General features: G+C 56.7%; 11 protein-coding genes. 5 read left to right on the top strand and 6 right to left on the bottom strand.

Going from position 1 to position 12,692, the window contains the following annotated elements; translation table 11 throughout:
* Positions 1-2 precede the first annotated feature (2 nt).
* The 3 genes from ACK509_RS15605 to ACK509_RS15595 all read left to right on the top strand — a co-directional run bounded on the left by ACK509_RS15605 (position 3) and on the right by ACK509_RS15595 (position 3,681).
* On the top strand, positions 3-1,625 hold the full coding sequence (locus ACK509_RS15605) for a long-chain fatty acid--CoA ligase (RefSeq protein ID WP_410767481.1): 1,623 nt from the start codon (positions 3-5) through the stop codon (positions 1,623-1,625).
* A gap of 574 nt (positions 1,626-2,199) precedes the next feature.
* Positions 2,200-2,511, top strand: a complete 312-nt coding sequence (locus ACK509_RS15600) for a non-histone chromosomal MC1 family protein (protein ID WP_410767480.1) — start codon at positions 2,200-2,202, stop codon at positions 2,509-2,511.
* Positions 2,512-2,673: 162 nt separating this feature from the next.
* Positions 2,674-3,681: a TatD family hydrolase gene (locus ACK509_RS15595; RefSeq protein WP_410767479.1), complete on the top strand. Its 1,008-nt coding sequence runs from the start codon at positions 2,674-2,676 to the stop codon at positions 3,679-3,681.
* A gap of 89 nt (positions 3,682-3,770) precedes the next feature.
* Here the strand turns inward: ACK509_RS15595 and ACK509_RS15590 are convergent, their stop codons facing one another.
* Both ACK509_RS15590 and ACK509_RS15585 read right to left on the bottom strand, forming a co-directional pair.
* Positions 3,771-4,658, bottom strand: coding sequence for a fumarylacetoacetate hydrolase family protein (locus ACK509_RS15590; RefSeq protein WP_410767478.1), 888 nt, complete (start codon positions 4,656-4,658; stop codon positions 3,771-3,773).
* A 48-nt stretch (positions 4,659-4,706) separates the two neighbouring features.
* On the bottom strand, positions 4,707-6,062 hold the full coding sequence (locus ACK509_RS15585) for an amidohydrolase family protein (protein ID WP_410767477.1): 1,356 nt from the start codon (positions 6,060-6,062) through the stop codon (positions 4,707-4,709).
* Between the two features lie 105 nt (positions 6,063-6,167).
* Here ACK509_RS15585 and ACK509_RS15580 point away from each other — a divergent pair, with 105 nt between their 5' ends.
* A complete protein-coding gene (locus ACK509_RS15580) occupies positions 6,168-6,782 on the top strand; it encodes a TetR/AcrR family transcriptional regulator (RefSeq protein ID WP_410767476.1) in 615 nt (204 codons plus the stop codon).
* A gap of 458 nt (positions 6,783-7,240) precedes the next feature.
* On the opposite strand, the gene ACK509_RS15575 is transcribed toward ACK509_RS15580, so the two are convergent.
* Complete coding sequence (locus ACK509_RS15575; RefSeq protein ID WP_410767475.1) at positions 7,241-8,380, bottom strand: thiolase family protein; 1,140 nt, start codon at positions 8,378-8,380, stop codon at positions 7,241-7,243.
* A complete protein-coding gene (locus tag ACK509_RS15570; RefSeq protein ID WP_410767474.1) occupies positions 8,377-9,627 on the bottom strand; it encodes a CaiB/BaiF CoA transferase family protein in 1,251 nt (416 codons plus the stop codon). The genes ACK509_RS15575 and ACK509_RS15570 overlap by 4 nt, the downstream gene beginning before the upstream one ends.
* Positions 9,628-9,775: 148 nt before the next feature.
* On the opposite strand from ACK509_RS15570, the gene ACK509_RS15565 reads away from it, so the two are divergent.
* The gene (locus tag ACK509_RS15565; protein ID WP_410767473.1) at positions 9,776-10,915 is read left to right on the top strand and encodes a 3-keto-5-aminohexanoate cleavage protein; all 1,140 of its coding nucleotides are present in this window, start codon (positions 9,776-9,778) and stop codon (positions 10,913-10,915) included.
* A gap of 114 nt (positions 10,916-11,029) precedes the next feature.
* Here the strand turns inward: ACK509_RS15565 and ACK509_RS15560 are convergent, their stop codons facing one another.
* Both ACK509_RS15560 and ACK509_RS15555 read right to left on the bottom strand, forming a co-directional pair.
* Positions 11,030-11,422, bottom strand: a complete 393-nt coding sequence (locus tag ACK509_RS15560; RefSeq protein ID WP_410767472.1) for a DoxX family protein — start codon at positions 11,420-11,422, stop codon at positions 11,030-11,032.
* Positions 11,423-11,588: 166 nt separating this feature from the next.
* Positions 11,589-12,632: a WD40/YVTN/BNR-like repeat-containing protein gene (locus tag ACK509_RS15555; protein WP_410767471.1), complete on the bottom strand. Its 1,044-nt coding sequence runs from the start codon at positions 12,630-12,632 to the stop codon at positions 11,589-11,591.
* Positions 12,633-12,692 lie beyond the last annotated feature (60 nt).

The following is a 12,692-nucleotide window of genomic DNA, read 5'->3' as shown; positions in this document are numbered from 1 at the left end:
CGATGCTAGATTACGAACTGACGATAACGAAGTTTCTCGAACGAGCGACCGACCGCTTCGGTCACAAGGAAATCGTAACGAAACTCGACGACGGCTACCATCGCTACACCTACGCAGACGCCTACGAACGTATCGCTCAGCTGGCCCATGCGCTAGACGAGTTCGGCCTCGACGCCGGAGACCGAGTCGCCGCCGTTGCGGCGAACCATTTCCGACACTACGAACTGTACTTCGGTCCGGCGTGTAGCGAGCGAAGCGTCCACACGGTGAATCACCGTCTCCCGGACGAACACCTCGTCCACATCATCAACGAAGCATCTGACCGACTGGTGTTCGTCGATCCGGCGTTCGTCGAAACCATCGAACGCGTCGCCGATGACTTAGAAACTGTTGAACACTACGTGATACTCGATGACGAAGTGCCCGACACGTCGTTCGATTCCGTCGAGGATTACGAGTCGTTCATCGCTGGACACCCAACAGAGTACGAGTGGCCCGAAATCGAAGAGAACACTGAGTGCGGTCTCTGTTACACGTCGGGAACCACTGGCCTGCCGAAGGGAATTCAGTACTACCACCGAAAGGTATTCCTTCACACGTTGATGCACAGTCACGTCGACGTGTTTAGTGTGGGCGAGAGCGATACGGTGATGCCAGTCGTTCCAATGTTCCACGTCAATGGTTGGGGGTTTCCGTACACCGCAACGTTCTGCGGTTCGAAGCTCGTTCTTCCCGGTGGTCACACGGATGTTGAGTCTATCGCGGAACTCATCGCAGACGAGGCTGTGAGCGTGGCGGCGGCCGTCCCCACCGTCTGGATTGACATGGAAACGTACCTCAATGACGACACGGCGGGGAAACTCGACAGCCTCGACCGAGTTCTCACGGGAGGAAGTTCGCCACCCAAGTCACTCATTCGGAAGTACGACAACGTGTACGAGGCACCAATCTACCAGGGGTACGGGATGACCGAAGCGTCACCTCACCTCGCAAACACGCTGTTGACGACGGAAGCAAAAGGCCTCCCCGAAGACAAGCAGTACCAGCTTCGGATGAAAGCAGGAATCCCAGCACCCGGTGTCGACCTCCAGCTCCGTGACGACGATGGCGAACGCGTGCCGTACGACGGCGAATCAGAAGGCGAAATCTACGCCCGTGCGCCGTGGCTCGCGGACAAATACTACAACCGCCCCGAAGCGACAGCAGAGTCGTTTACCGAAGACGGCTGGTTCAAAACCGGCGACATCGGACGGATCGACGAGTACGGCTACCTCAGCGTCGTTGACCGGGTTGACGACATCATCAAATCGGGTGGCGAATGGATCTCCTCTATCGAGTTAGAGAACGAACTCATGAGCCACGGGAGTGTCGAAGAAGCGGTCGTCATCAGTGCGGACCACGAAAAGTGGCAAGAGCGACCGGTCGCCTACATCATCTCGACAACCGACGGCCTGACCGAGGAGGCCCTCCGGGAACATCTGCTCGACCGATTCCCGAAGTGGTGGCTCCCCGAACAGTTCGTCTTCGTCGACGAAGTGCCGCGGACGACGACTGGAAAGTTCGATAAGGTACAGTTACGAGAGCAATTCTCGGCGGAGTTCGGAACGCTCCCAGTCGAAGAGTAGCAACTCAGTGCGTGGATTCAACGAGGCATTCACGTCCCCCTTTTGCCTCGTGTCGCTCACCAACCCCAAGTGTCGTCTGTGGGAACAGAACCCGCGAAATTGCTCGAGAGGGTACGCGAATTACCAAACAGTCAAACAACACCCAAATAATCTGAATAACTCAGATAATTCAAATGGCTTAGACTTCTTGAGAAATTTTAACTTTTCAAATACAAGAATATTGGATTGTGCTTTGAATTATCCAGAATAAATGTTTTGGGCAGCCCCAATGTAGTGTTTAGGAAATCATGTAAAGAAACAAAATAATTATTATCTGAGGTTATCTAACCATATACCAGACAATCCGACAAATTAGAGATGTACTCATCCTCTCTTACAGACTGTGAGTTGGTATGAACCAACCCCACGCTACAACGCTTTCGGACACCCCCGAACCGAGAGATAGTACTCGAAAGTCGGGGGTCCGAAAGAGTATCTTACAGTTCTGGGTAGGAAAACGGGTCACTAACACGCCGGAAGAGAATGAAGTTCGGCCACAACAACTACTAATTTTGAAAGTGTGCTACGATTAAACATGGTTCGAGAAGATGGAAAACGGAATTTCGTCCTGGTTGAGAACGATGGGACAGAATCGAGCGTATTCAGTGGTTCGTACCCACGACAGGCAGCGTTGAAGGCTGCACGGCGTCTCCACCCCGCACCGAGCCAGGACGATATCGACGGTCATGCGGTACTCAAACTCCGCGAACGAGGGACTGACAAGGTTCACGTATACCATGGATGGGCGTGGATGGAAGCGAAAGATGAGGATGCACCAGCGTGGATGGACGACTTTGTCACCCGTTCGAACGTCTCGAAACAGGGTATCGAACACAGAGACGAGTAACTCACTCACGGTGTAGAATCTCGCCTTGTAGATGGAGACGGAGACATCACCGTCTACCGTGGAACCACATCGTCAAATGCTAAGTGGGACCACACCAATCACCACTCACACAGGACATCGGAGCGGCAGCAACTGCCCAGCGGATACTGTACGAACACACACATGAACCCCAACTACCCAACGAAACGACCAACTGACGATGCCTATCTGCACGACGAGGAGGAACCGCGACTGCCAACTGAACTACTCAACATGCCGTGGATAGACGGACACAACCACGCTCATACGCTCTCGTGGGACGATAGAGAGCGGTACGCACTTTCCGGGTGTGAAGGCATGGTCATGGTCTCGTCGGGGTATCACTGGACGCCGTACAAACCAGTTCGGGCATCCGATGTCCGATTCCTCTGGGATGATGCCGTCAATCGCCGCGCAGCAATCGAGCGAAATCACTTCTTCAGGGCGCGGTTGGGACTCGGAATCCACACTGGCGTGCGTATCGAAGACCCAGACGAGTTGCTCGAAGCGATGGATGGCTACTGCCAACTTCCGGAAGTCGTCGCAGTCGGAGAAACTGGTGTCACTCCATCTCAGCACGTCGAAGCGTGGGGCCTCGACGAGCAACGAGCAATCGTGCAAGCCCAGATGGAACTCGCAACACAACACGACTTGCCAGTTATCCTCCATACCCCAAATACGTCCAGTAGCTCTGGTCGGTCGTATCGCCCAGCGTTCGGCGTTCCGGGCTACGAGAAGAACTACGGACTCGGGCAAGAACCCGTCATTACGGGAGAAAACCCCGCTCTGAAGGCAGTGAAAATCGATATCGAGGCAGCCCACGACGCTGGCTTACCCGAAGACAGAGTCGTCGCCTCCCACGCCGACCAGAACAACATCCAATACCTCATGAAAGAGACCGAGTGCTATCTGAGTTTCACCATCGGCCACTCGTGGCTCATCGGTGTCGGCCCGGCGGATGTCGCTGATGCAATCGACGAGTACGGTCCGGAACGAATCATGATCGACACCGACTGTGCGAACATCCTCAAGACGGACCCCTACGCGATCAAACGGGCGATGTTCGAACTCTATCGCTACGGTATCGACACCGACGCGATTCGAAAAGTCGTGTGGGAGAATCCACGAGACGTGTACGGGTTCTCCAACTGAGGGTGGTGCTTTTTTTCGACGGTGGGACGTGACCAGTTGCACCGAACTGGGGTTGGAAGGGTGTTGGGAGTCGGAACGCGAAGACTCGATTAGTCGAACGCGCAGGTGTTCGACAACTCGCCGAGTTCGTCGATGCCGACCGTTACTTCGTCGCCATCTTCTAACAGCACCGGTGGTTCTCGATACACGCCGACGCCGGGGGGCGTGCCGGTGAAGATGAGGTCTCCGGGTTTGAGCGTGAACGCTTGGCTACAGAACGACACGAGTTCGTCCACACCGAAGATGAGGTTCGACGTCGAAGAGTCTTGGAGTCGCGTTCCGTTGACTTCGGTCCAAATCGACAGATCGTGGGGGTCGGATACTTCGTCCGGTGTCACAATCTCCGGGCCGATCGGCGCGAACGAATCGAGACTCTTCCCGCGGACCCACTGACCGTCGCCGTGCTGTAAGTCACGAGCAGATACGTCGTTCCCGATGAGGAATCCTGCGACGTGGTCGAGCGCCTCGTCTTCGCTCACGCGGCGTGCCTCGCGTCCGATGACGATGACGAACTCTGCCTCGTAATCGACTTTTTGGGTCAAATCTGGGTCCCACGAGATCGTGCTGTCCGGACCGGTAATCGTCGTCGGGAACTTCGAGAACAGAACGGGCGTCTCCGGAATCGGATTGTCACCTTCTTCTGCGTGGTCTCGATAGTTCAGCCCGACACAGACGATTTTCTCCGGGCCGGTAACCGGTGCGTGTCGGTCGAGTTCGTCGGAGTCGTACAGTCCAGTTTCTGTCTCGGTCGCGTACTCGATTGCGAGTTCGACCTTCTGTTCCCACTCCCAACTCGCGAGCAACTCGGTACTCTCTGTCGGAAGTGAGACGCCTGCTGCCGAGCCCGCTTCTTCGAGATTGACGACCGTCGAGTCGTCGAGTCGGACGCCGACCCACAGGTCTTCGGAATCAGCCGTGCTATATTGTCCTATGCGCATTGTAGTGTGCTACCATTGGGTGTTTCCTGAAGGGTATTGAATCTAGCTTTAGAGGTCAATACCGGATTCTTCGATGAGGCGGTGGCCAGACTGCTTGAAGCGGTCGAATTCGTCGGTGACTGCCGGGTTGAGGAGTTCGCCGTCGCGCTTGACAACCTCGCCATCCACGAGTACTGTATCAATGTGTGCCGGTTCGATTTCGAAGACGACGGTTTGGACCGGTGAGTGTGCGGGCGCGGTCATGAAGTCGTTCGTGTCCACCATGATGATGTCCGCACGCTTGCCGGGTGTGAGTGACCCGATTTGGTCTTCCAGACCGAGTGCTTTCGCACCTTCGATAGTCGCCATCTCAAGGGTGTCACGCGCGGTGAGGTCAACTTGCATGACCTCCTCGCCGCCCTCGAGTTGTGGCTGGTTCGCCAGCATCCGGTGGGTTTGCAGACCGATGCGCATCTGGGTCGTCATGTCGCCGCTGATTGCCGAGGAGACGTCCACTCCCCACGTCGGACGACCGCCTGCTTTCAGTACCTTACCGGTGACCGGGGTCCCGTGGCCCATCTGCATCTCGACTTCGGGCGTGGCAGAGAACGAGACGCCCGCGTCGACGGCGTGTTGGATGTCTTCCTGCGTGAAGTGGTTGCCGTGGGCGACGTTCACGTCAGGGCCGAGCATGTCCGAGAGGGCACCGAAGCCCTGGTAGTCGGGGTTGTACTCGGAGGAGGTCCACTGGGCCGCACCCATATGGATGCTAGAGAGCGCTCCCAATTCGCGTGCCAGTTCCAAATCCTTGCGAGCGGTTTCGTCGGTACAGAAGTCCGGTCCTCGAAGCCCGAGTGCTAGGCTGAGCAGGTCGTCGTCGCGTATCTTCTCGTCGTAGAGAGTACGAATGTTTTCTTCGGGGAGACCGACGTCGCTGTTGTACCACCACTTCGCCGCGTCGTCACCCGGTGGGCCGTAGGTGTACACCGTGCGCAGTCTAGCATCCTTCAGCGCGTCAACGGCCCGTTCGCCGTGTTCGAGTGTGTTGGGGTACGACCAGTCCAGAGCCGTGGTCGTCCCAGTATAGAGCTTCTCCAGTGCGCCGAAGAGCCCGCCGAGATACATGTCTTCGGGCTGGTAGAGTCCGGTGATATTGCCGAGCATGTGTTCGAAGTATTCACCCATCAGCGACCAGTCCCCGGCGATGCCCCTGACTTGCGTCTGTGCGAGGTGGATGTGTGAATCGACGAATCCGGGGAGTACGATGTGGTCCGACGCGTCGATTACCTCGGTGTTATCTGTCGAAAGGCGGTGACCGATTTCGACGATTTCTCCGTCCTCGATGAGGATGTCGGCGTCCTCGAGGTCACCGATATCCGAATCGAGTGAAACAACAGTCCCGCTCTGGATGACTGTGCGTGACATAGTCGTCTGTAATCATGGACCATGACATTAAATAATTTACCGTGCGGTAAACTAGACGAGCGACTGCAGAACAACCACTATGTTCCCCCACGAAAATCGTTCCATATGAATACCCCCACCGACGAACGCGCCACCTCCGACACGCAGGAGGCCATCATGGAAGCAACGTTTCGAGCGCTGAGTAAACACGGCTACAACGACCTGCGAATGCGCGACATCGGCGAGGAGATGGAGATGACTCGACAGGTCATCCACTACCACTTCGACGGCAAGTACGACCTCATGTCGCACTTTCTCGAGTACATCATCGAACAGTACGAAGGAAGCGTCGAAGTCGACTCGGACGCCCCACCCCGTGAAGAACTCGACGCGCGCATCGACCAGTGTCTCTTTGGCCCGAAGTTCGACGACTTCGGCCACTGGGACCGCATGAAAGTCTACCACGAATTGTTCACCTACGCGCAGAACGACGAGCGTCATCGCGAAATGTTCAACACGCACTACGGGCGAATTCGCTCGAGCATCACCGAAGTCGTCGAAGAAGGAATCGAACAAGGTGTCTTCCGTGACGTCGATGCCAGTCGAATGGGTCAACTCATCACCGACATCATCCACGCTGCACGCGGCCGCAAACTCTCGCTCGGACACGACGACGCTCCCGACGAGACCCGAGCAGCTATCGACGAGTTCATCCTCGAATCACTCACATTTGACGAGTAATCGCCTTTCGAACAGACGACGCTGCGACGCTGTTCATCGGTTGGGCGTGCCTTCCTTTCTCTCCACCTCCTTGTTCGTTGGTCGCCGTGTCGGGAGATACGCTTATTCACTCACGGCAGTCAGGCGTGGATTGGAATGCTCGTCACCCGACCGTAACCGATACTCTCCTGCAAACCCCACTCGGTCACCGACTGACACACGCTCTGTGAGTTGCGCAATTAGCTGTACGTCTTCGAACCGTGTAAGACCGAGCCAATTCGGGCTTCGAATGTCTGGTGGTGTCACTTCGACTGTCGTCGCTGCGACCACGGTTCCCTCACCGAGTGTGTAGGTTTCGACGTGTTCACCACGACAGTTCGGGCAACAACTCCGTGTGTAATACCACCGCTGGTCGCAACTCGAACACTGGAAGGCTTCATCGACTCGCAGTCGTTGACCTGAATCGCTTGTGTGTCGCTTCATGCTTCTAATATCGTACAGACGCTGTTGTTTCCGAACCCCGCGACGTTGATTGCGAAGGCAGTACTGGCGTTTGGCACCTGCCGATTCGGTGGAAGGTCGCCGCGAAGTTGCCAGACGAGTTCGATGATTTGAGACAAGCCAGTTGCACCGAGTGGATGCCCACGCGCTTTCAACCCACCACCGGGGTTGACCGGGAGACGGCCATCTCGCCGTGTCTCGCCCTCCATAACCGCTTGCCACGCCGTTCCAGGTTGGTAAAATCCCAGTTCTTCGAGTTCGAGGAGTTCCAAGATGGTGAACGCGTCGTGAATACAGACGACATCCATATCGTCCGGTGTCATCCCTGCGTCGTCGAACGTTCGTTCGCCCGCTTCCCGGACGCTCTCGATTTCGAGCGGGTCCGGTCGTTCCGCAACAGCGTGGGTTCCGGTCGCACTGCCAACACTCAGTATCTGCACATCGTTCATTGTCTCTCGGGTAAGGAGGACAGCGGCAGCCCCATCGGTCATTGGACAACAATCGTAGAGACGGAGTGGGTCGGCGATGACGGGGGATTCGAGCGCGTCTGCGACGCTAATCGTCTTCCGGAACTGCGCCACTGGGTTGTCGGCCGCGTTAGCGTGGTTCTTCGCGGCGACCGTCGCGAGCGTCTCTCGTGGGACGTCGTATCGGTCGAGGTACACACCCGCAGCAAGTCCCCCAAACGATGGGAGAGTGAGTCCTTGTGCATACTCGCGTTCGTGGGTGACTCGGCTGATAGCTTCCGTAACGTTTGCAGTCTCACCCACAGACATCTTCTCGGCACCGACGACGAGCGCAACGTCGGATTGGCCGCTCTGTATCGCCGCGACCCCCCTGTGAAGTGCACTCGCGCCCGTCGCACTCGTGTTCTCTACTCGGTCAGCAGCGACGCCTTCGATGCCAAGCGACGACGTGAGTGCGTTTCCGAGTCCCGCTTGCAACCCGAGCGAATCTGCGAGTGCCGTACCGACGTGAAGTGACGTCACCTCAGAGGCGCGATAACCCGCGTCGTCGAGTGCCCGTGTCGCTGCGAGACTCGCCATCTCGACGATTGAGTACGGTAACTCACTGCGAAAGTTGGTCATGCCGACACCCGGTATCGTCACCCCAGTCATTCGCTCTCGTCGTTGGCAGTCGATTGACTCCCGAACACTCCCATCGCCTCGAACTCGTCCAGTTCGGCTTCCGAGTAGTCGAGGTCACGGAACACGTCGCGGTTGTGTTCTCCGAGAAGTGGAGGTGCCATGTCGAATCCGCTGTCACTGTTCGCGAATTTGAGTGGATGCTCGATGACCGGAATCGTCCCGAGTTCGGGATGTTCGATTTCGGAGATTGCTCCGCGAGCATCCACCTGTGGGTTGTTGAGGGCTTCTTCGACTTCGTACACCGGACCTGCAGGTACGCCACCTTCTTCGGCGATAATTTCTATCCATTCGTCTGTCGTCTTCTCACCGAGCGTGGCCTCGATTTCCGTTTCTAACTCGTCTTGGTGTGCGACACGGTCGGCGTTCGTCTCGAAGCGGTCGTCTACGGGGAGGTCGTTGCGGTCGATGACTTCACACAGCTCGTGCCAGAGCTTCTCGTTTAGGATACAGACGTTGAGATAGCCATCGGCTGTCTCGAACGTCTGGTAGGGAGCAAGTACCGGGTCTTTCGTTCCCATGCGAGTCGGCGTTTCGTCCGCGAATACCTGTCCTGCCTGCTTGGTGAGCCACGGCAACGTCGCTTCGAGCATTCCGAGGTCGATGTACTCCCCTTCCCCCGTCTGTTCACGTCGGTAGAGCGCAGAGGTCGCACCGAACGCCGCCCACATCGCGGTGATGAGGTCAGTTATCGGCAAGCCGACCTTGACTGGCTGTCGCCCTTCTTCGCCAGTCACGCTCATGATGCCGCTCATCCCCTGAATGAGGAGGTCGTACCCAGACCGCTCTGCCCACGGACCAGTCTGGCCGAACGCGGAGATAGCGAGATAGATTACCTCTTCGTTGTGGGCGTTGATCGTCTCGTAATCGACGCCAAGTCGCTCGGCAGTCCCGGGTCGGTAGTTCTGAATGAAGACGTCCGCGTGTTCCGCCAACTCGTACAGCGCCTCGCGCGCTCGGTCGTTCTTCAGATTGAGTTCGAGACTCCGCTTTCCGTAGTTGACCGTCCAGTAGTACGGGGATTCACCCTGGATGAACGGCGGCCCAGAGTGACGAATCGCATCCCCGTATCCCGGTTGTTCGACCTTGACGACCTCTGCACCGAGATTCGCCAACATCGCAGAGCAAAAGCCGCCCGTAACGAACGTCGAGAGGTCGAGGACGGTGATGCCCTCCAGAATCTTCTCTTTCTGTTCCGCTGATGTGCTAGATTGTGACATGATAATTGCCTCGCTAGTGGAATCGTGCGATTGTTATTGACACACGTGCTATCCTGTATCGGTACTATTGGGTACCACACGGTAAAGCTATCGGGAAAACGAGTGTCTCGTGGTAACTGTTTTATCAACCGCCCGTATTGATTGTGGTATGAGTTCGCACAGTGGTGAGAGCCATCAGCACAGCCAACAGGCCAGCAGTGGAACCGAGGAGAACCCAGTCACAGACGAGCAGTACGGCGTTTTGAAGACGGAAAACGACCCACGACCGAAAGAACAGATTATCTCGACTATCGCTCGACGTCATCCCATCGAACTCGAAGAACGAATCGATACGCTCGCCAAACCACTCATCATCGAGTGTGCGAGTCCGGGATGGCAACCTGACGAGTGGCCACCCGAAGATGCATACCCCGAGGGATTGCCGCCAAATTACACAGAGCCGGGAGACACCCGATACCCTGCCGTCCCGTGTTCACTCGAAGACCAGGCTGACGAAATCATCGCCGCCGCCGAGGCCGGTTGTGCAGCAGCACACATCCACCCCCGCGACCCGGAAGACTGTCTTGGGACAGATGACGTGGACATGCTCGCGGACATCTATCGGCGCATCTTCGAAGAGACCGACGTCGTCTCCGTGCAGCACTCGTGGAAAATCACGCCCGACAACAGCATCGACTACATCGACATGGCTGAACAGAAACTCGCCGCAGCTGGCGGGAGCAACAAGTACATCCAAGGAAGCGTGATGCTCTGGCCACCGTTCGACTCCTACCCGAAGAAGTACACAGAACGGATGCGGGAAGGTGTCGAGTTCTACCGCGAACACGGAATCAAGCCGATTCACAAAGTTCGAAGCTCGTACAACACCCGCCGACTCTATCGCGACCTGAACGCCACTGGCCTCCTCGACGACGACGATGGCCCGCTCTGTGTATTTCACGACATGGGCCACCCATTTGGATGGCCACTCGACCAAGACCCGTGGATGCCTATCGAGATGATTACCAGCCTCGAACAGACGAAACAGCGCTTCCCTGACGACACCGTCATCGGCGTCTGTTCGGGTGGTCGCAACTGGCTTCCCATCACGATTGAGGCGATTCTCCGCGGCGTCGATTACGTCCGGGTTGGCATCGAGGACTACTACTGGATGTACCCGCACAGAGACGACGTCATCCAAGAGAACATCGAGGTCGTGAACAAGATTGTGGACTTCTGTAACCTGATTGGCCGCGAAGTTGCGACCCCGGCACAAGCACGAGAAATAATGGGTATCGAGCTGACCTGAGCGGTTCGCCGAAGGTCCGTATCCAAATTATAGAACACATCCACACAGAACTGGCACTCATTTAGACTGCCATCGCTCGGTTCACAGTGCCGAAAAGAACCAGATACGTACGACTCAGTCGTCTTTTGCTGCTTCGTCGAGGAGTGCGATTGCACCACCGATGAGAGCGACGTTCTTACAGAAATTTATCTTGTTCCCGTGGCGTTCCTCGCCTTCCAGTTCCCAGAAGTTGTGGATTGCAGGGGTCGTTCCGACGAAGAAGACGATAACGGCACCAGCGGCCAGTTTGGGGAATCTCCACAGGAGTAGGAACACGTTCGCAACCAGGAGCATCCCCGTCGTAAAGGGGACGAGAAACTCCGGAATTGGGACTCCCTTCTCTCGGGCGATTTCGACTCGTATCTCGTTGTGACGGAAGCCATCCACAGACATGTAGATGAGTATGCCACTGTAGAGGAGTCGGGCGAGCAGCGGCGGAGCGGTATTCGAAGGTGATGAGTCGGTCATTGGTTTGCGCGCAGTACAGTCGTTACAGCTGTTCGAAGCACTTCACTGTCGGGTGTCATCGTATAGCAAATACAGCAGTCCGAGAGCATATATTTGTATCGCCGGTGGCGGAATAGAGACCAGTCTCGGTCTCGGACCTTGGTCGAAAAGGTGTCAGAAGGTGGCGTTAGACCGTCGCAATGAATCCGATGTTCGCTGGAACGCGTCCCACGTCGTGATACGTTCCCCCGTCGTCGCGGCGCATGATACAGCCCTCGATGTCGTCGCGCTGGTCAGGAACGTCGAAGAGTCCGGAACCACAGATGACATCTCCCTCGTAGACGTCCCACGTTTCGATGACTTGTGTCTCTTCTGTGGGGTACGAGACCCGGTCTAAGGTCCTCCCGAAGTTCGTCGATTCGAAGAGGGCAGCGCCGTGGTCGTCGTGGACCCATTCGGGTGGTGCTTCTTCACCCCCACCGAAGAAGAGCGTCCCATCGTGAACGAACGCGTTTCGGATGTACGAGTAGGGGTTTCCAACGTCGATACGTGTCCACGAGTCGCCGCCGTCCACTGTTCGATACAACCCACCGACCCCGACAGCGTGGCCGAGTCCGATTTTCTCGATCGTGTGGTCGAGATAGCCGGTCGCCGCCAACCAGACGTCCTCGGTAATGGGTATAATCTCGTGGATGTCGTCGATGATGGTGTCACGTCGGTCGAGCCACGTCTGTCCGCCGTCACGGCTGAGGTGGATACCGCCAGCCTCGACCCCAGCAATGAGTTGCTCGGGGCGACCGGGGACAGACTTCAAGCACCGAAGCCGAGCATAGTGCGGGTCGATTGGCGACTCCCAGTGGCCTCGGGACGGTAAATCACGGAACCCCTTCATCTCCATCCACGTCTCACCGTCGTCCACAGACCGATAGACGTAGGGGTCGTTCGTCCCGGCGTACAAGGCATCTTGTGTGGAGAGAATGGACCACACTTGGCTTTCTCCGGCGTGCCAGTACCGGCTTCCGAGGGGTACACCGAGATTCTCCCACGTGTGCCCACCGTCCGAGGAACGGAACGCGCCCGTCGTCGACGAGACGAAGATATCGTCTGTGTGGTCGAACGTTTCGACGCCGGTGACCATCCCACAGTCGAGAACTCGTTCGGCCTCGTCTCGTTCGAACGGAATATCACTCACACGGTACAGCCCGTCATCTGTGCCGATTAACAACGACATACATTGACTCTCATGGTACATGGTATTAAATAACTAGGTGGTCGGGGCAGGTAAAAATCA

This window comes from Haloferax sp. DFSO60, from assembly GCF_046557615.1.
Classification (GTDB): domain Archaea; phylum Halobacteriota; class Halobacteria; order Halobacteriales; family Haloferacaceae; genus Haloferax.
This window is presented reverse-complemented; position numbering and strand designations above follow the sequence as displayed.

What these genes read in the sequence shown, in the direction of transcription:
- ACK509_RS15570 (WP_410767474.1), bottom strand. Translation starts at nt 9,627, where the DNA reads ATGTCACAATCTAGCACATCAGCGGAACAGAAAGAGAAGATTCTGGAG.
- ACK509_RS15605 (WP_410767481.1), top strand. Translation starts at nt 3, where the DNA reads ATGCTAGATTACGAACTGACGATAACGAAGTTTCTCGAACGAGCGACC.
- ACK509_RS15555 (WP_410767471.1), bottom strand. Translation starts at nt 12,632, where the DNA reads ATGTCGTTGTTAATCGGCACAGATGACGGGCTGTACCGTGTGAGTGAT.
- ACK509_RS15590 (WP_410767478.1), bottom strand. Translation starts at nt 4,658, where the DNA reads ATGCGCATAGGACAATATAGCACGGCTGATTCCGAAGACCTGTGGGTC.
- ACK509_RS15595 (WP_410767479.1), top strand. Translation starts at nt 2,674, where the DNA reads ATGAACCCCAACTACCCAACGAAACGACCAACTGACGATGCCTATCTG.
- ACK509_RS15580 (WP_410767476.1), top strand. Translation starts at nt 6,168, where the DNA reads ATGAATACCCCCACCGACGAACGCGCCACCTCCGACACGCAGGAGGCC.
- ACK509_RS15585 (WP_410767477.1), bottom strand. Translation starts at nt 6,062, where the DNA reads ATGTCACGCACAGTCATCCAGAGCGGGACTGTTGTTTCACTCGATTCG.
- ACK509_RS15600 (WP_410767480.1), top strand. Translation starts at nt 2,200, where the DNA reads ATGGTTCGAGAAGATGGAAAACGGAATTTCGTCCTGGTTGAGAACGAT.
- ACK509_RS15560 (WP_410767472.1), bottom strand. Translation starts at nt 11,422, where the DNA reads ATGACCGACTCATCACCTTCGAATACCGCTCCGCCGCTGCTCGCCCGA.
- ACK509_RS15575 (WP_410767475.1), bottom strand. Translation starts at nt 8,380, where the DNA reads ATGACTGGGGTGACGATACCGGGTGTCGGCATGACCAACTTTCGCAGT.
- ACK509_RS15565 (WP_410767473.1), top strand. Translation starts at nt 9,776, where the DNA reads ATGAGTTCGCACAGTGGTGAGAGCCATCAGCACAGCCAACAGGCCAGC.